This is a genomic window from Aliikangiella marina (assembly GCF_007004765.1).
Lineage (GTDB): Bacteria > Pseudomonadota > Gammaproteobacteria > Enterobacterales > Kangiellaceae > Aliikangiella > Aliikangiella marina.
This window is the reverse complement of the sequence record NZ_VIKR01000004.1, coordinates 161,030-178,030: the sequence shown is the minus strand read 5'-3', so window position 1 is coordinate 178,030 and position 17,001 is coordinate 161,030. Positions and strand designations below refer to the sequence as shown.

The following is a 17,001-nucleotide window of genomic DNA, read 5'->3' as shown; positions in this document are numbered from 1 at the left end:
AACTAATTGATTTTTAAAGAAATTTGTAACAAATAAGGCCTTAAAACGACTAAAGTCATAGTGGTTTGACCTTTTTTTAGATAAATTGAAGAAAACTATTTTTAATCGAAACAGATACCGCTATCATATAGCGAATATTTTCAACTAAATTAGATAATTAGAATAAAGAGGATTGCAATAGCGATGCTTAAAATCCAATTCAAGGATCGAAGAAAGCCGGCTTTATGGTTGGTGGACTCTACGTTAAAAATTGGCTCCGATCCGAGTTGCGATATAGTTGTTGACGAAACGGGTGTTGACCCAACTCACGTCGAGTTAGATATTTCGCAAAACGAAATATTACTCCGTAATGTCAGTCCTCAAAGAAGTGTATTTATCAATGAAGTCCCGGTTGTAAAAGAACATATACTCGAGGCTTGGGATATCATTCGCCTCGGAACCTGTGAATTGGAAATCATGGATCCGCTTAAGGAGCGTCCAGAGAATATTCCAAGCCACAATGACCAAGCCACAGTAATCCGCCCAAGTGTGAGTCCGTGGATGTTTAAAGCGATGTCGCCGCCTCTGGACGGACAATATTTTTCTCTCGCTAGCGGGTTCACGATTGGACGAGAAGACAAAAACGATATTGTACTTCCGCTTGGTTATATTTCTCGGCAACACGCCCAGGTCGCGATAAGAAAAGACAAGCTTTATATCGAAGATATGAACTCATCCAATGGGACCTACGTTAACGACGAGCGAGTTAAGTCTTGTGAGCTACGCAACGGAGATCAAGTTCGGCTCGACGAGTTTTTATTTAGCGTTGTTGGCCCTGTGACCAAGGTTGACTCAAAACCAAGAACTATTGTTCGCGAAAAGAAAGCCAAAAAAGAAAAGAAGTCTGCCTCCAAAGTAGCAACTGGCAGAATGCAGCAAGAGCTCGCTTCGCAGAGAGTATTTTTCCATGGGTTGTCTACTGATGTTCAGGGAAAAGTATTTGAAATCACTAATGTGCATACTCATTTGTCTCGCATGCTCGGCCACCATTTGTCTCGCAGTGAAAAGAGTGTTTCTGCGCGACATGTCTATTTAAATGAGACAGACATTGGTTGGGAAGTGAAAAATGATGGTGCTTCAGATGGTCTTTTGATTAATGAAAAGATGCAGTCGCGGGCAGTACTCCAAGATGGCGATGAAATAATCGTCGGTGGTACTCGATTGAAATTTCAATCAGTGGGTGACCAACCGCTTAGTTATGGTACTGCTGTGCAAGAAAAATCATCGCCAACGGGACTAATTATTGGCGTGATCCTGGTTGCGGCGATTGCAGCAGGCGCGGCGTTTTTCTTAGGACTAATCTAGACGGTGTTTATCTAAGGGCGAGTTGTGAAGTGAGTCTTGTTTAAGCTCATTTCTCATTGCGGAGGGTTAAAAACCAACTCGGTGTGTTTCTGCATGAGTCTTTAAGCCAATACGTTTGACCTATTTGAATATCAATAGGATGACCAGGAGTATTATCACTCCGATTGCTATTCCAAGTGCCCCATAAAGCCAAAGACTGTCATCGCCTGATTTTACTTTGCGCACTTTTTTGCGTTTACTTGCGATGGGTAAATCCTCATCTCTCCCTTCACCCATTTTTGAGCGTTTTGCTCGGTTGACATCAGCGTTATATATGCGTAGCAACTCAACATAGACTTCTTGTGCGGATTGAATTCGATGCTGTGGATCAATGGCGAGCATATGGTCAACAAGCTTCTCAAGACGAAACGACACTTTTGGCGCTGTCGGTGGAAGCGGAATACTCGGCGGTACGCCAAACAACATATGATGAAAGATCGCGCCCAAACAATAGATATCATATTGTTCAGTGATTTTCTTATCACCGGGAGGCAAATAGGTTTTAGCAAGTTCAGGTTGATCATTGGTGTCATGTTTAACGCCAAAATCACAGATTTTTGGATTTTGTTTATCATCAAAAATAATGTTGTTGGGTAATAGGTTTCCGTGGAGAAGATTATTTTGATGAGCAAAGTCGATTGCTGAAGCAATTTTAATCGCTATCTCAAGAAAGTGGTTCTCATCGAAGTCTTGAATTAACTGAGCCGCTAGACTTCCTCCAGAGAGGTATTCTGAAATAATCGTTGCATTGTCGTTTGCTTGAGCTGCAGCAAAAATGTTTGCGATATTGGGGTGTTTTAAGCTAGTTAATAGTTTGGCTTCTTTGAGTCCCGAAACCTCACCCATCAATCGGCGGATAATTAATAGTTGCTTGTTACTTTTTTTCTGGAATAAGTAAACCCGCTTGTTGTTGGAGCGACTGAGTACATCGAGTAAGTTAAAGCTGGAAGAGAGATCTTTAGTTTCACTCGCGGCAGCTTTTATATTGGTCTGACCCAAGTGACTACCTTGAGAAATTCTCAGCAACTCGTCTCTGACTTCTGTGAGTGACTCGAAGCGATCGGCTGGGTTGTGACTGCAGCACTTATTGATTAATGCGACGAGTGATTTAGATTTTAATTCTTTAAGCCTATCGGGGTTAACTTTATTGGTGTCTGAGGTTGGTAAGCCGAACAAATCAAAAAACACTACACCAACTGAATAGATATCACTGGCGACCGTAGCTTTGTTGTAATTATCGTGTTGCTCTGGTGCGACATAGCCAGCGGTTCCAACAACGGTCGTGGGACTTTCGGAAGAAGCGTCTTCGTCGCCGACAAATGCAATGCCAAAGTCTAAGATTTTTGCATCGCCATGTTGATCAATAATGATGTTTGAAGGCTTAATATCACGATGAATCACACCATTTTTGTGTGCGTAGGCTAATCCTTTACATATCTGGATCGCGATATCAAATTTCTTGTTGATAGGTAACTCGCCATCACTGAGCATTAAAGCTAGGTCGATCCCAATTATTTTTTCCATCACAAAGAAGGGTTGGGAGTCTTCGCTTATACCTTTGTCATAAATTTGAACAATGTTCGGATGGTGAAGCTGCGCAATAATCAGCGACTCTCTTTCGAAAAGCTCTTTGGCTTCCGAATGAGATAAAAGCTGCTTACTCAGAAATTTAATTGCAACAGGCCGATTTAGCGAGATCTGAACGGCATCATAAATTTTTGCCATTCCACCACTTGCGAGCGCATTATTAATTTTATAGCCGGCTAATACGGGTAGGGTCATTTCGCTGTTTAGATCAACTTCTTGTGCTTTAAGCTTAGACCTAAATGTGCCAGCTTGCTGATAAATAACAAGTTTTTATAGATAAAAATCTCACTGAGGAGAATTAGGTAAAAAATTCTCCGCTATCATACACCTTGCACTGCCGCCTCCAATATGCTCGATGGTGGGGATATCACAAGCAACAATATCTCCGTGTTTCTCTAAAATACCAAGCTGTTTTTGGGTAAACCCGTTTAAAGCCGAAGTAGACATAACAATGCAGGGACTGTCATTGCGGTTTTTTAATTGAATAATGTTGCCACAAAAATTGTTACTCATTTGCTCTTCACTAATCATAATTAAGTCACGCGTTGTTTCTGCGAGCGCATTGATCGCTGATTGTGACTGGTCATTGGCGAGTAGCACATCTTTCGCAATTACCGCAAAATCTTCGCCACAACTCATTAACACGTTAGTATGATAAATGGGTTTACCATGAGAGCTTCGTGTTTCAAACCATTGGAGCCGGTACCCTTGTGTAGTGGCAAAGTCTCTCAAAGCTGAAAATTCGCAACGCTCAGAAACTGCGGCGAAGAGTTGCCCAGTTGGATGATGGAAAATCAGACTGCCAGTGCCCTCGAGTGCTTGGCCGTTTTGATAAGTCTGGCGAAGATCGACCAGCTGTTTGATTTCAAATTGTTTTTCCGACAATTGATTGACTAACTGTTCAACCTGAACTTCGGCTTGTCGATTGGGGGTTTTCATGGGGTAAATGATCAAACTGCCATCGGCTCGAGTTGAAAACCAGTTATTCGGGAAGACTGCGTCAGGGAGTTTAGTGGAAGTATGATTTTTACCGAGTACCGTAACATCAATTTTGTGACTTTCGATTTGTTCTACCATTGCATCAAACTCTCGAAGAGCGAGAACTTGAATGAGTTTTTCGTCTTCTTTTGGTCTGTGTTGGAACTCATTGTCCTGCCCCGTTTGTTCATTGAAACCAAAGTCGATTGGACGAACCATGACGATCGCATGAGTCAATTGTTGTTGACGGATATCTTGCATTGTTTGCGGCCCGGGATTGCAATAATTCTTTATCGTTAGGAGATAGGTGCTATTATCGCTCTTTTGACGCAAAAAAAAAGGCCTGCAAATGCAGGCCTTACTAGTAATTTGCTGTGAATAAATAGGACCAAAAAGGGTAGGAGGTCACAGCATCCACTAATAAACTCTGTTGGGACAGAAAAAATAAAAAAACAACTCTCAAAAAAGGTTTTTCAAAACCTGTGCTTATCAATCAAGGGCAGACTGTCCTGATAAGCGGAATACACCGATTGCGTATCCTTAAATCCATGACTAATCCCTTGTGAGGGTGCTGCGATCGTGACCGAAGCTATTAGTCTAGTTTGCAATTGCAAACTGTCCTGCGTACTGGAAAAATTTACTGTTTAACCGCTTGGCGGTTAGGCCAAGCTGAAAGTCTTTGCGAATGGCCAATCAGCACTATCAATCAAAGTCTTTACAGTGGTGCTCGTTGAACACGGGGCGAACTATACGGAGTTGATTGTGGGTTTTCAAACGATCGTTTATAATGTCTCGCATAAAAAAAACTAATCCGAATGTCTGTTCGTAATTTAACCAATGAGATTTTAGGTAGAAATATGGCAAGAAGACTGCCTCCCTTAAAAAGCTTGAGAGCCTTTGAAGCCGCGGCCCGGCACCTTAGTTTTACTCGTGCAGCCGATGAGCTATTTGTAACCCAAGCAGCAGTCAGTCATCAAATTAAATCGCTTGAAGACTTTCTTGGGGTTCAATTATTTATCCGAAGAAACCGCCAATTGCTGTTGACAGATGAAGGGCAAAATTATTGGCCTAAGATTCGCGATATATTTGAAATTTTGACTGCGGCAACCGACGAGCTTAAAGCTAATCGGGCGACTGGGGCGCTCACGGTCAGTGTCGTTCCGACTTTTGCGACGGTATGGCTCGTCCCCCGGTTATCTAAATTTAAACAGCTTTATCCAGATATCGAAGTACGTTTGAAAGCCAGTGACGAAACAGTTGATTTTGTCCGAGAAGATGTCGACATTGCTATATATTACGATACGGGTGATTACCCTGGAATGCACTCGGTTACTTTATTGAGCGAGCGATTGACGCCATTGTGTTCGCCTCAGCTGCTACAAGATGGAGGCGGTCCGCTTGAAAAACCGGAGGATCTCAAATTTCATACCTTATTGCATGATGGGACAACAGATGATTGGCGACGCTGGTTGAGGCTTGCTGGCGTCAAAGGGATTAATCTTAATCAGGGGCCGGTATTCAGCCACACCTCGATGGTTCAACAAGCGGCAATTTATGGACAAGGTATTGCAATGGGGCACCTTGTATTATCGCAAGCTGAAGTTCAAGCAGGGCGCTTAGTCAGACCATTTGAACTGACGATGGAAAGTGACTTTTCCTACGATATCGTATGCCCTGACGAATCTGCGGAAAGACCCAAGATAAAAGCGTTTACTGATTGGTTGTTAGAAACTGTTCGTCAAGAATCCGCCGCTCTGCTTTAAGTTAAGATTCTGCTCCAGGTGACTCAAGTGATCGTTAAGCACAATTTTTTGCACGATATTTAAAGCTGTAAGGAAATATAAACAGTGAGAACTTTCACTGGCTAATGAGTCTAAATGTTTAGCATAATCCGAATGCGTTTGATTTTAGGTTGAAATTCAATTGAAAAAGTTTTGGCAAAATAACAAAGGGTTTATTGTTGGCATATTCTTGCTGTTGTTCTTTCGAACCGCGGTTGCCGATTGGTACCATGTTCCCTCCGGCTCCATGCAGCCAAATGTTTTGATAGGTGACAGAGTTTGGGTCAATAAACTGGCTTATGACGTCAAAGTACCTTTTAGCGATATCAATCTAAATCATCACGCAGAGCCATTGCCAGGCGATGTAATTGTATTTCAATCAGCGCAAGCGGGGGATAGGCTGATAAAGCGTGTCGTTGGCGTTCCAGGTGACAAGGTCGCAATGCTCAATAACCGGCTTTTTATTAACGGCAAGCCAGTTGGAATCCAAGCGGTTGAATCCCACCAACTCTTCGATGAGTTTTTAAATGATCGTCAAGACGCGGCCTACTATAGTGAATCTCGGCCGAGTGGTGATTATGACCAAAACCATACAGTTGCAGAATCCAATGCGACGGCGACTAAACCATACTTTATTCGAATCAATCGGCGTGACTTTGGTTCGCCCGATAGTTTTCCCGAAGTAGAAATTCCACAGGGTTATTTTTGGGTCATGGGAGATAATCGCGATAATAGTGCTGACTCTAGAGTTATTGGGATGGTACCAAGAGATGAAGTTATCGGCAGAGCTGAACGGATTGTTATTTCGCTTGATGGAGATAATTTTTTTATGCCCAGAGACGGAAGGTACTGGGAAGCGCTTTAGTTGGGTTGCATAAAGGCCTACTCACCAAATCCTTGGTTGAACAAATCTTTAATTGCGAGACTAAATTCTGCCGCATCGGCCCCATAGCATTCAACCTTGATAACTGAACCTTTTGGCGCATTAAGCGTGAGTAGTTTGATGAGGCTATTCCCAGGCGCACTTCTACCTTGATGAGTCAGTGTCACCTCACATTCATATTGATCGACCAAGGCGACAATTTTCGCAGCTGCTCTTGCGTGCATTCCTTTTTGGTTTGTGACTTCGCAGAGAAAGCTGCCCATGCTGGGTTTAAGTGGACATCTCGCGATGTCGAATTTGAGTATTTGGATAGAGCTGTTTGAAGTTGGCCGCTAGTTTTTCGGCAAGGTAAACCGACCGATGCTGTCCGCCGGTGCAGCCGATAGCAACGGTTAAATAGTTGCGATTGTCCTCTTCGAACCTTGGAATCCAAGTTTGCAAAAATATTTTCAGTTGCCAGTAAAACTCTTGCGCATGAGGTTGCGATTCTAGATATTCAACAATGGGTTGATCTTTACCGGTGAAAGGACGAAGGCTTTCCTCCCAGTAAGGATTTGGCAGGCAACGGGCATCAAAGACAAAGTCAGCATCGTTAGGTGCCCCATTTTTGAATCCAAATGAAGTAAACAACAAACTGAGGTGTGACGATTCATCGCCAAGTACGCGTTGCATGATAACTTGACACAATTCATGTGGTGACTTGGAGGTGGTATCAATCACCAGTTGTGCATAGCGAGTGACGGGTTCGAGTCTTTGTTTTTCTTTTTGAATAGCTTCGGCGAGCGACAATCCCTCAGAAGTGAGCGGGTGACGACGTCTTGTCTCACTAAATCGCTTGAGCAAAGTGGCATCATTTGCGTCGATAAATATGACATCCAAGTCGAGCTTACTTGCAGTAATTTGTTGGATGAGTTTATCGAACTCTTCCACTGTGTGAGTGACATTGCGGGCATCCACGCCAATCGCTAAGCCAGGGTAGTGAGTATCAATTTGCTCGAGAAGCGCGGGAATCAGTTTAATCGGGATGTTATCAACACAATAGAAGCCTTGATCCTCTAATGCCCGCAACGCGACTGTTTTACCGGACCCCGATCGTCCGCTAACTATAATCCTTTTCATAGAGTTCAGTATCCCGCTTTATTGAGGGCAAATCAATAACAGAAATTTTACAAGTTATTCCTGCTTGAGAGCGGCTTTTTCAATAATCTCAAATAGGGCATCGCCACAGTGAGCGTGACGAATTTGTGATACCAAGCTTGGCTCAGATAATACTTTGGCGATTTCAGCAAGGCATTTTAATTGCTCTGCATCGGCCTGTTCCGGAACCAAGATGGCAAATATGATATCTACCGGTTGTCCATCAGGGGCGTCATAATCCACAGGGGTGTCAAGCAACAACAACACAGAGGTCGCTTTGGTACAAGCTTCCACCCGGCCATGCGGTATAGCAATGCCGTGGCCAAGCGCAGTGGTGCCCAATTTTTCTCTCGCGAACAAGCTTTCATAGATATCTTCAGCATGACAATTTATCGATTGTGCCATGACTTCACTGACTTTTTCGATAACTTTTTTCTTGCTCGATAAGCTAACGCTACAGAGGGTGGCTTCTGGCGTTAAAATTTGACTGATGTTCATCGGTTGAGTGGGTTTTGAAAGTTCTGGAGCCGAATTTTGCAAAGGGTAACATAATCGGCTCCATTAGTTTTAGTAAATTTTTACTAATTCAAGATTTTATTCGACTAATGTCGAATTAACTTTTCCTTATGCTTAATAACTTGTCGGTCTAACTTGTCGACTAGCGAGTCTATAGCGGCATACATGTCTTCAGACTCACTATTCGCAAAAATTTCTCCACCATTGACATTTAATTTGGCTTCTGCAATTTGTCTAAGTTTTTCTACCTGCAATATAACATGGACATTATTGATGTGATCGAAGTGGCGGCTGATCCGCTCGAACTTTTCGTGGACATAGTTTCTTAGCGAATCGGTGACGTCAAGGTGATGACCGGTAAGGTTGATTTGCATAGTAGTATTCCTTCTTTTGTTGACAGAAATATTAAGTTGTTGCCCTCAATTACAGACTAACGCCAAGAGGGAGTTGGCTTAATGCTTTAGATCAATTTTTTACGCTCGTTTGACGGTGGTATAGACATCGCTTCGCGATACTTAGCAACCGTGCGTCTGGCGACTTTGATTCCTTGTTCATTCAATAAGTTAGCTAACTTGCTATCGCTCAGTGGTTTGGCTTCATTTTCGGCACCAATAAGCTTTTTGATGACGGCGCGTATGGCTGTAGAAGAAGCTTCTCCGCCTGAGGTCGTTCCAACGTGGCTAGAAAAGAAATACTTGAGTTCAAATATTCCTCGCGGTGTGTGCATATATTTTTGAGTCGTTACCCGCGATATCGTTGACTCATGCATTTCGACTTCTTCCGCGATATCATTTAAAACCAGAGGCTTCATCGCCTCTTCGCCGTATTCTAAAAAGCCTACCTGCTTTTCAACGATGCTTGAAGCAACTTTTAGCAATGTTTCATTTCTACTTTGTAAGCTTTTGATAAACCACTTCGCATCTTGCAAATTATTTTTTAAGTAGACATTATCTGCACTATTGTCAGCTCGCTTGATAAGCGCAGCATAGGCATCATTGATTTTTAACTTGGGTGTGCAACCGCCATTTAGTTCAACGGTCCAAATTCCTTTACTATCTTTCTTAACAAATACATCGGGAGTGATGTATTGTGCGGTATTTTGATTAATCTGATTGCCGGGCCGAGGGTCAAGTGATTGAATAATCGACAACGCACCTTTCAGTTGGCTTTCTGAGATTCCCATATTGCGCATAATTTGTCGATAGTTTCGGCTGGAAAGGAGCTCAAATTCACTGTCTAATAACTTAGCCGCTAGCGTGGATTCAGCAGTAGTTTCATCGAGTCTTTTGAGCTGGATTTGCAGGCACTCTTTAAGATCTCTAGCGGCAATTCCCGCAGGTTCAAAGCTTTGCAGCAGGTGTAACACTGCTTTGACTTCCTCGATTTCGACTGTTTGTTCATCTTCATCAGATTCGAGTTCTTCATGCATCATCTCTACGACGTCTTCCAAAGGCGCTCTGACGTAGCCACGTTCGTCGATAGCGTCAATCAAAACCGTTGCTATTGCCAGGTCAACTTCCGATAAGTTCATCATTTCTACTTGCCATTGAAGCTGATCCTGAAGTGATTCGCTGGTCTCTCCTTGATATTCATAATGACTGTTAGGATCAGAGTTTTGCGCTGATGTCGTACCTTGAGATACATAACCCCAATCTTCCCACTGACTGTCTGTTTCTAAATCATTGGTGATTTTGTCATCAGCGAGTTTGTCGGATGAATCGGTGATTTCAGCATTATTGGCTGCGTCAGATGTTTCGTTGGTCGAACTATTTGAGTCGGATTCTGAAGAGATACCTTCTTCGTTAGATTCGCCCTCAAGCAAAGGGTTGGAATCTAGAATCTCTTGAATTTCGCTTTGTAGATCTAAACTCGAAAGTTGCAAAAGCTTGATGGCTTGTTGCAACTGGGGGGTCATCGTCAGTGACTGACTGATTTTTAATTGTAAAGATTGTTTCATTAATATTGTTTTCCGGAGGCCAATATATTATTGCCTCTCTTTGTTATAACTATAGCAGTTATTTGAACCAAAAGCGGAAAATAATCTGACATCGAATAAGCTTAACAATTTCCTTTGTTATTACTATTTATATTAAGGTCTTATTGCGCGGTTTCAAGTAAAATTGTCTTAAAATACGACTTATTGCTAGAAAGCAATAACTTATCGGAGCCTTATGACCTCACTTCATAAAGCTTGGATAAAAAAGCAACAAAATGTGAGTCTAAAGCAGCGCCTTACAATCGGAAATTTTCGCCCAAATATACTTTTTTGACTTGAGCATTGGCGAGAATTTCCTCTGGCTTACCTTCTGCGAGCAGTCGGCCGGATTCAACGATGTAGGCTCTCTCACAAACATCAAGTGTTTCCCGAACATTGTGGTCGGTAATTAAAACGCCTAAACCTCGATCTCTTAGATGTTGAATGATATGTTTGATTTCTCCTACTGAGATTGGATCGACGCCTGCAAATGGTTCATCTAGCAATATAAATTTGGGATCATTCGCGAGTGCGCGAGCAATCTCGACGCGGCGTCTTTCACCGCCTGAAAGGGCCATGCCTAAACTCTTTTGAATATGAGTTATTTGAAATTCCTCGAGTAACTCTTGCATCTTTTGCTGGCGATCTTGTTGCGATAGTTTTGGGTTCAGCTCTAAGATGGCTAAGATATTTTGCTCGACGGTTAACTTACGAAACACGGAAGCTTCCTGTGGAAGGTATCCAATTCCCATATTGGCTCTTTCATGCATTGCCGCTTCGGTAATGTTTTGATTGTCTAAAAATATTTCCCCATCATCAGCATTGACTAAGCCAACGATCATGTAAAAAGAGGTTGTTTTTCCTGCGCCGTTCGGTCCGAGCAGGCCAACTATTTCTCCCATATTGACTTGCATTGAAACATCGGAAACCACTTTTCGACCGGAATAAATTTTTGCCAGATGTTTGGCTGACAGTTGGCTCATGCTTGTTAACTCTACTTATTAGCTTTCGATTGGATTATCTCGACTTGGCGCTTGTCGGATTTTGGAACCTGAAGAATACGGGTTTTCATATTATATATGACTTTTTCAGCTCTCAAGGTTTCTCTTTCGCTGTTGACGATTACATCGCCGATAAGTTCAAACAATTCCGATTGTTTGTTGTAAATCAACTGATTGGCTTTGGCGCTAATACTGCTTTTATCAGCCTGCATAATTGCTACTTCAAGTGGTGAACCAGACACTGATAAACTGAAGTCTGTTGACTGTTTCCAAGACAATTTGTCACCTTTGATATCGATGGTTTCTTGACGTTCATTGACTTGTTTGATGTGAACATTTTGTGAAGCTAGGATTGTTTCGGATTGATATTCAATATTCAACGCTTGCAAATTGGTGGATAATTGTTGCGCTTGGTTGGTGTCTTCGAAGCTGGCGGGTTGACCGTTAACAATAATTGTCTCTCGTTTGCTTTGCGGGTCGCGCATAGCAATGAGTTGGTCACCTTTTAAGGTGAGGTTTTGAAAGGTTAAGACCGCATTACCAAAATATTTCATTTGGTTGTTAGCAATATCCCAAGAGGAACTATCTCCGGTGATTTTCCGAGTCTCCTGACTGTGCGCTGGTAATGTCACCAAGAGCATCATTAACCCTAACAGGCTGTTGCACTTTAAGTTGCTATTCATTAGAGGTTTCCACTGTTTCAACAGGCCCCTGCAATTCAATTTGTTCTTCTTTAAAACGAGCATCCATCCCTTTGGCGATGGTTCTAGTATTCGCATTTTCAATAATCACCTGATCTCGTGTTGAGGCGATATTGTTTGCCATATCGATCAGTAAGGTATCGGTTTTCAACTCACCACTTTGGATAGTATCTTTTCTGAACAAACGAGTGTTAGTTTTGAGTTCCAATTGATTAGTTTTGTGGCTGAGCTTTCCTGTTTCGGCGCTAATTTGCCAAGCCGACTGATTATCGCTCATTATGATGATTCTAGGCTGAACAATTTCTGAATAATCATCGAGCTTATAATGTTCCATTTTAACCGCACTGAGTTGACTTTCGATTTTACCTGACGATGCATATTGTTTAACTTTTACGTCTTGGAAATAGTAGTCTGCATCGGATAGTTCTGTCGCTTCTGGCGTTAAGGTAACTACACTTGGTTGCCAGTAGTTAACAGACAGTATAATCGCTGTTATTGATGCAAGGATTGCAGCTTTGGTTCGTTTTCTCATTGCAAGTAACTTTTCAAAAGACTGTCAAGTTTACCTTGTGCATCAAGCAACATATCAGCGGCTTCGCGTACCGCACCTTGACCACCATTTTTGCTGGAAACCCAGTCAGCGTTGTGTCTCACAAAGTCATGTGCATCATTTACCGCTAATCCAAGTCCGGCTTTTTTCATCAAAGGTAAATCGGGCAAATCATCGCCGATGTGAGCAACTTCTTCAGACGAGAGCTCGAGTGATTCGATAATTTCTTGAAAGGTAGCACGTTTGTCGGAACGACCTTGGTAGAGGATTGTTATACCCAGTTCTTTAGCTCGGTGAGTAACAATGTTAGATTCTCTTCCGGTGATAATAGCGACTTTGATCCCAGACTTCTGCAACAGCTTTATTCCTAAACCATCTTTGATATTAAAGTTTTTAAGTTCGTCTCCTTGGTTAGAGAAATAAACTTTACCATCGCTCAAAACCCCATCAACATCGCAAATAAGCAGCTTAATTTTTTGCGCTTTAGCAATGAGGGTGTCATTCGTATTGGTTGTCATTTAAACCACTCCTGCTTTCAACAAATCATGCATGTTTAAAGCTCCGATTGGTTTTTCTACCTCATCGACTACAACTAAGGCGTTAATGGCATGAGTCTCCATTAACTGTAAGGCTTCGGCTGCCAGTTTACCGGCATTAATTGTTTTTGGTGAATGGGTCATCACTTGATTGATCGGTGTCGAACTAAAATCAAGCCCCTTCGCAAGTGTTCTGCGCAGATCGCCATCGGTGAAAATACCGATAAGCTTGCCTTCAGCGTTGACCACGCAAGTCATGCCTAGTCTTTTTTCAGTCATTTCAAGTAACGAATTAGTTAATGAGGTTGTTTCACTCACCAACGGCATTAATTCGCCATGATGCATGATATCTTCGACTTTGAGTAATAATTTGCGGCCAAGGCTTCCACCGGGGTGCGAGAGGGCAAAATCATCTTCGGTGAATCCCCTTGCTTGCAACAGTGCCACAGCGAGCGCGTCACCCATTACTAACGCGACTGTTGTCGATGCAGTTGGCGCTAGATTCATTGGACAAGCTTCCTTATCAACGCTGGTATCCAAGTTCACATTTGCGAATTTTGATAGCGTTGATTTTGGATTGCCGGTCATACTAATTAATGGCACATTGAGGCGTTTTATCACGGGAAGTAGGGAAGTGACTTCGGCTGTTTCTCCAGAGTTGGATAAAGCGAGTACGACGTCATCCGCTGTGATCATTCCCAGATCCCCATGGCTCGCTTCGCCAGGATGAACAAAAAACGCGGGGCTGCCTGTGCTGGCAAGAGTCGCGGCGATTTTATTACCGATATGGCCAGATTTACCCATACCAATAACCACGATTCGCCCTTGGCAGTTGAATAATAACTGACAGGCATCTGCAAAGTTTTTATCAATACTCTTTTGTAATGCCGCGACAGCGGCTTTCTCAACTTCAATGACTTGAATGCCATTTTTTACAAAATCTTCAGCTTGCGACATAAATAACCTATAGAAAAATCGCACCCCAGTAACCTATTGAATGACTTGCAACAGTCAATCCAATCAAAGGAAATGGTTAATTTTCAATGAGGTAGAGTATATCGCTAAAAAGGGTCGATTATTAGCTATTTTTTAGACTTGCGAAGCAGTAAAGAACTGATAGAACTGATAGCCGATGAATAAACAGAGCAAGATTGAACCTTCAAGCCGGGTAATTTCTCCAGGTTCGCCTTTTCTTCCCCACGCCATAAAACTGACGGCAACAATTAACCCAAACATAAATGAGTAATCAATGAGCAGGTATTGAGGTGCAACGTCGACCAAGGTAACGACTGCTGGTGTGCCCAGCACGGCCAACAAGTTGAAGATGTTGGAACCAATAACGTTACCAATTGCTAATTCATGTTCGCCTTTAAGGACGCCGGTAATTGAGGCTGCGAGCTCCGGAAGGCTGGTCCCAACAGCGACAATCGTGACGCCGATGAGAAAATCGCTGACACCAAACTCATAAGCGATTGCGGTGGCGCCATTGACGAGTAATTTAGAGCTAAGTTGGAGGATGATCAAACCGACGATAACCCATAGTATTGCTTTCCAATTGGGCATTTGTTCCGGAAGCTCTTCAATCAACTCTTCGAGCATCAGGTCGTCTTTGGCTCTGCCTTTGATTGCCGAGTGGGTTAGCCAAGCAATGTAAGCAAACAATGAAAAAAGGAGAATGATTCCGTCGGTTAGGTCGAGCTGATGGTCAGCCATAAGTGCGAAAGCTAATAACATGACACCAAATAGGACAGGAATTTCTCGTTTGAGCATCTGGGATTGAACCACTAATGGAGTGACAATTGCGGCAATACCCAAAACCATGCCAACATTAGCGATATTCGAGCCAATGGCATTTCCAATTGCCAGGCCAGGCGTTCCTTTCATTGCGGCATTAAACGAGACAATAATTTCAGGTGCAGAAGAGCCCATCGCGACGATGGTTAAGCCAACAATCAAAGGGGAAATTCCGAAATTTCTCGCAATGGCAGCTGCACCATCGGTAAATCTATCTGCACTCCACACCAATAGGGAGATGCCCGAAATGACCATTGCGAAATAAAGTAGCATTTGTGTGATGTAAACCCGACTATCCCAAAATACTGCGCTATAAAATTATCATGTGCGCTAATTGCCTGATTATCAAGCAAAAATATGTTTCAATCCGTTAAGTTTGTAAACCCGTGCGCAGTTTTATAGGGCGTTTTTGAGCAGTTATTTTTGTGTCTAATTGTTAAAAGTCGGCCATTATACCCATATATGAGATTCATGTATGAAAATTTTATTGTTTCAGATCGTTACGAGATTGAAACGCAAGTCACTTACACATTGAGATAGATTCGATGTACAATGTGCCGCAATTCCAAATTAATCATTTTTTGAGCCGTAAAATGACAGAATCAGATGTTAAAAATAAGATTGAAGCTGGCTTGGATTGTCACTCAGTGACAGTCGCCGGAGATGGATATCACTTTGAAGCAACAGTCGTTTCGTCTGCCTTTGAAGGTAAAAGACCCGTTGCCAGACAGCAAATGGTATACGCTACTGTTCAAGAAGAAATCGCTTCAGGTGATCTTCATGCAATATCTTTAAAAACATTGACCCCTGCTGAAGCAGGTCTTTAACCTGCTTTATCTGAGGAAAACCGATGGATAAACTACAAATTACTGGCGGATCGCAGCTTGATGGCGCTATTCGCATTTCAGGCGCAAAGAATGCCGCTTTACCAATCTTAATGTCGACACTGCTCGCAGAGGGTGAAACTTCGATTGGTAACGTACCGCATTTAAATGACGTTACAACAACGCTTGAGCTACTGGGAATACTTGGTAACTCTATGACCCTTGATGAAAAGATGACTGTGCGCATCGACACCAGCACAATTCATTCTTTTGAAGCGCCCTACGAGCTAGTCAAAACAATGCGGGCGTCTATCTTAGTACTTGGGCCGTTACTTGCGCGGTTTGGTCAAGCTGATGTATCGCTGCCGGGTGGCTGTGCAATTGGTTCGCGTCCGGTTGATTTACACATCAAAGGCATGCAGGCAATGGGAGCACAGGTCGATGTAACCGATGGCTACGTCAAAGCAAGAGCGCCTGAAGGATTAAAAGGCGCAAAAATTTTCATGGACACAGTGAGTGTGACCGGTACGGAAAATATATTGATGGCCGCAACGCTCGCCAAAGGAACAAGCATCATCGAGAATGCCGCTCGCGAACCTGAGGTTGTCGATTTAGCAAATTGCTTGAAAGCCATGGGCGCCAAGATTGAGGGTGCCGGTACCGATATCATTACGGTAGAAGGGGTAGAGAAACTGCACGGATGTCATCATGATGTGTTGCCTGATCGCATCGAGACTGGCTCTTATTTGGTCGCAGCGGCCATTACTGGAGGCAGAGTTAAGTTGAGAGATACGAACCCTGACATCTTAGAATCGGTGTTACTGAAACTCGAAGAGGCTGGAGCAGAAATCAAAACCGGCAAGGATTGGATTGAATTAGATATGCATGGCAAACGTCCTAAAGCTGTGGACATTACGACTGCACCTTATCCGGGATTTCCGACTGATATGCAAGCTCAGTTTACTGCAATGAATGCGGTAGCAGAAGGAACTGGAGTTATCACTGAAACTATTTTTGAAAACCGCTTCATGCATGTAAGCGAAATGCAGAGAATGGGCGCCGATATTACAATTCAGGGTAATTCTGCAATTTGTCGAGGCGTTGATAGCTTGACCTCAGCGCAAGTAATGGCAACTGACTTACGAGCTTCTGCAAGCTTAGTATTGGCAGGATTAGTCGCCAAGGGAGAAACCTTAGTCGACAGAATCTACCACATCGATCGCGGCTATGAATGTATTGAAGAAAAGCTTCAGCTAATGGGCGCGAGTATTCGTCGAGTGCCATAAGGCATTTAAGTGAGAATTAAAAAAGGAAGGTTTTAACCTTCCTTTTTTTGTTTTTAATTAACGATTTTC

At 42.8% G+C, this 17,001-nt stretch carries 18 protein-coding genes; 5 read left to right on the top strand and 13 right to left on the bottom strand.

Annotated elements, in window-relative coordinates; all coding sequences use genetic code 11:
* Positions 1-183: 183 nt before the first annotated feature.
* Complete coding sequence (locus FLL45_RS15565) at positions 184-1,344, top strand: FHA domain-containing protein (RefSeq protein WP_142943013.1); 1,161 nt, start codon at positions 184-186, stop codon at positions 1,342-1,344.
* A 120-nt stretch (positions 1,345-1,464) separates the two neighbouring features.
* Here the strand turns inward: FLL45_RS15565 and FLL45_RS15560 are convergent, their stop codons facing one another.
* Together FLL45_RS15560 and FLL45_RS15555 are read right to left on the bottom strand one after the other, a co-directional pair.
* Positions 1,465-3,165, bottom strand: coding sequence for a serine/threonine protein kinase (locus tag FLL45_RS15560; RefSeq protein WP_142943011.1), 1,701 nt, complete (start codon positions 3,163-3,165; stop codon positions 1,465-1,467).
* 90 nt (positions 3,166-3,255) lie between these two features.
* Entirely contained in the window at positions 3,256-4,209 is a 954-nt protein-coding gene (locus tag FLL45_RS15555) for an arginine deiminase-related protein (RefSeq protein WP_142943010.1), read from the bottom strand.
* Between the two features lie 596 nt (positions 4,210-4,805).
* On the opposite strand from FLL45_RS15555, the gene FLL45_RS15550 reads away from it, so the two are divergent.
* Together FLL45_RS15550 and lepB are read left to right on the top strand one after the other, a co-directional pair.
* Positions 4,806-5,711, top strand: coding sequence for a transcriptional regulator GcvA (locus FLL45_RS15550; RefSeq protein ID WP_142943009.1), 906 nt, complete (start codon positions 4,806-4,808; stop codon positions 5,709-5,711).
* Positions 5,712-5,871: 160 nt separating this feature from the next.
* A complete protein-coding gene (lepB, locus tag FLL45_RS15545) occupies positions 5,872-6,594 on the top strand; it encodes a signal peptidase I (protein WP_210247212.1) in 723 nt (240 codons plus the stop codon).
* A 17-nt stretch (positions 6,595-6,611) separates the two neighbouring features.
* Here lepB and FLL45_RS15540 read toward each other — a convergent pair whose 3' ends face one another.
* From FLL45_RS15540 to FLL45_RS15490, 11 genes are all read right to left on the bottom strand, one after another.
* Positions 6,612-6,875 carry an HPr family phosphocarrier protein gene (locus FLL45_RS15540; RefSeq protein WP_142943005.1) on the bottom strand — a complete coding sequence of 88 codons (264 nt, stop codon included), beginning with the start codon at positions 6,873-6,875 and terminating at the stop codon, positions 6,612-6,614.
* A gap of 7 nt (positions 6,876-6,882) precedes the next feature.
* Positions 6,883-7,731: an RNase adapter RapZ gene (gene rapZ, locus FLL45_RS15535; protein ID WP_142943004.1), complete on the bottom strand. Its 849-nt coding sequence runs from the start codon at positions 7,729-7,731 to the stop codon at positions 6,883-6,885.
* A 54-nt stretch (positions 7,732-7,785) separates the two neighbouring features.
* Positions 7,786-8,247, bottom strand: coding sequence for a PTS sugar transporter subunit IIA (locus FLL45_RS15530; RefSeq protein WP_142943002.1), 462 nt, complete (start codon positions 8,245-8,247; stop codon positions 7,786-7,788).
* Between the two features lie 104 nt (positions 8,248-8,351).
* Positions 8,352-8,639, bottom strand: coding sequence for a ribosome hibernation promoting factor (hpf, locus tag FLL45_RS15525; protein ID WP_142943001.1), 288 nt, complete (start codon positions 8,637-8,639; stop codon positions 8,352-8,354).
* 86 nt (positions 8,640-8,725) lie between these two features.
* Positions 8,726-10,222 carry an RNA polymerase factor sigma-54 gene (locus FLL45_RS15520; RefSeq protein WP_142943000.1) on the bottom strand — a complete coding sequence of 499 codons (1,497 nt, stop codon included), beginning with the start codon at positions 10,220-10,222 and terminating at the stop codon, positions 8,726-8,728.
* Positions 10,223-10,497: 275 nt separating this feature from the next.
* Entirely contained in the window at positions 10,498-11,223 is a 726-nt protein-coding gene (gene lptB / locus FLL45_RS15515) for an LPS export ABC transporter ATP-binding protein (protein WP_142942999.1), read from the bottom strand.
* Positions 11,224-11,234: 11 nt separating this feature from the next.
* Positions 11,235-11,924 (bottom strand): LptA/OstA family protein, encoded by a 690-nt coding sequence (locus FLL45_RS15510; protein ID WP_185964492.1) that lies wholly within the window; start codon positions 11,922-11,924, stop codon positions 11,235-11,237.
* Positions 11,917-12,474, bottom strand: a complete 558-nt coding sequence (gene lptC / locus FLL45_RS15505) for an LPS export ABC transporter periplasmic protein LptC (RefSeq protein ID WP_142942996.1) — start codon at positions 12,472-12,474, stop codon at positions 11,917-11,919. The genes FLL45_RS15510 and lptC overlap by 8 nt, the downstream gene beginning before the upstream one ends.
* Complete coding sequence (gene kdsC / locus FLL45_RS15500; RefSeq protein WP_142942995.1) at positions 12,471-13,010, bottom strand: 3-deoxy-manno-octulosonate-8-phosphatase KdsC; 540 nt, start codon at positions 13,008-13,010, stop codon at positions 12,471-12,473. The genes lptC and kdsC overlap by 4 nt, the downstream gene beginning before the upstream one ends.
* Entirely contained in the window at positions 13,011-13,985 is a 975-nt protein-coding gene (locus FLL45_RS15495) for a KpsF/GutQ family sugar-phosphate isomerase (RefSeq protein WP_142942994.1), read from the bottom strand.
* Positions 13,986-14,117: 132 nt separating this feature from the next.
* A complete protein-coding gene (locus FLL45_RS15490; RefSeq protein ID WP_142942993.1) occupies positions 14,118-15,095 on the bottom strand; it encodes a calcium/sodium antiporter in 978 nt (325 codons plus the stop codon).
* A 320-nt stretch (positions 15,096-15,415) separates the two neighbouring features.
* On the opposite strand from FLL45_RS15490, the gene FLL45_RS15485 reads away from it, so the two are divergent.
* Entirely contained in the window at positions 15,416-15,649 is a 234-nt protein-coding gene (locus tag FLL45_RS15485) for a BolA family protein (RefSeq protein ID WP_142942991.1), read from the top strand.
* Positions 15,650-15,672: 23 nt separating this feature from the next.
* Entirely contained in the window at positions 15,673-16,932 is a 1,260-nt protein-coding gene (murA, locus tag FLL45_RS15480) for a UDP-N-acetylglucosamine 1-carboxyvinyltransferase (protein WP_142942989.1), read from the top strand.
* Positions 16,933-17,001: the final 69 nt, after the last annotated feature.

Bases quoted from the DNA above. Each gene is read 5' to 3' on its own strand.
- FLL45_RS15565 (WP_142943013.1), top strand. From the start codon at position 184: ATGCTTAAAATCCAATTCAAGGATCGAAGAAAGCCGGCTTTATGGTTG.
- FLL45_RS15560 (WP_142943011.1), bottom strand. From the start codon at position 3,165: ATGACCCTACCCGTATTAGCCGGCTATAAAATTAATAATGCGCTCGCA.
- FLL45_RS15555 (WP_142943010.1), bottom strand. From the start codon at position 4,209: ATGCAAGATATCCGTCAACAACAATTGACTCATGCGATCGTCATGGTT.
- FLL45_RS15550 (WP_142943009.1), top strand. From the start codon at position 4,806: ATGGCAAGAAGACTGCCTCCCTTAAAAAGCTTGAGAGCCTTTGAAGCC.
- FLL45_RS15540 (WP_142943005.1), bottom strand. From the start codon at position 6,875: ATGGGCAGCTTTCTCTGCGAAGTCACAAACCAAAAAGGAATGCACGCA.
- rapZ (WP_142943004.1), bottom strand. From the start codon at position 7,731: ATGAAAAGGATTATAGTTAGCGGACGATCGGGGTCCGGTAAAACAGTC.
- FLL45_RS15530 (WP_142943002.1), bottom strand. From the start codon at position 8,247: ATGAACATCAGTCAAATTTTAACGCCAGAAGCCACCCTCTGTAGCGTT.
- hpf (WP_142943001.1), bottom strand. From the start codon at position 8,639: ATGCAAATCAACCTTACCGGTCATCACCTTGACGTCACCGATTCGCTA.
- FLL45_RS15520 (WP_142943000.1), bottom strand. From the start codon at position 10,222: ATGAAACAATCTTTACAATTAAAAATCAGTCAGTCACTGACGATGACC.
- lptB (WP_142942999.1), bottom strand. From the start codon at position 11,223: ATGAGCCAACTGTCAGCCAAACATCTGGCAAAAATTTATTCCGGTCGA.
- FLL45_RS15510 (WP_185964492.1), bottom strand. From the start codon at position 11,924: ATGAATAGCAACTTAAAGTGCAACAGCCTGTTAGGGTTAATGATGCTC.
- lptC (WP_142942996.1), bottom strand. From the start codon at position 12,474: ATGAGAAAACGAACCAAAGCTGCAATCCTTGCATCAATAACAGCGATT.
- kdsC (WP_142942995.1), bottom strand. From the start codon at position 13,010: ATGACAACCAATACGAATGACACCCTCATTGCTAAAGCGCAAAAAATT.
- FLL45_RS15495 (WP_142942994.1), bottom strand. From the start codon at position 13,985: ATGTCGCAAGCTGAAGATTTTGTAAAAAATGGCATTCAAGTCATTGAA.
- FLL45_RS15490 (WP_142942993.1), bottom strand. From the start codon at position 15,095: ATGCTACTTTATTTCGCAATGGTCATTTCGGGCATCTCCCTATTGGTG.
- FLL45_RS15485 (WP_142942991.1), top strand. From the start codon at position 15,416: ATGACAGAATCAGATGTTAAAAATAAGATTGAAGCTGGCTTGGATTGT.
- murA (WP_142942989.1), top strand. From the start codon at position 15,673: ATGGATAAACTACAAATTACTGGCGGATCGCAGCTTGATGGCGCTATT.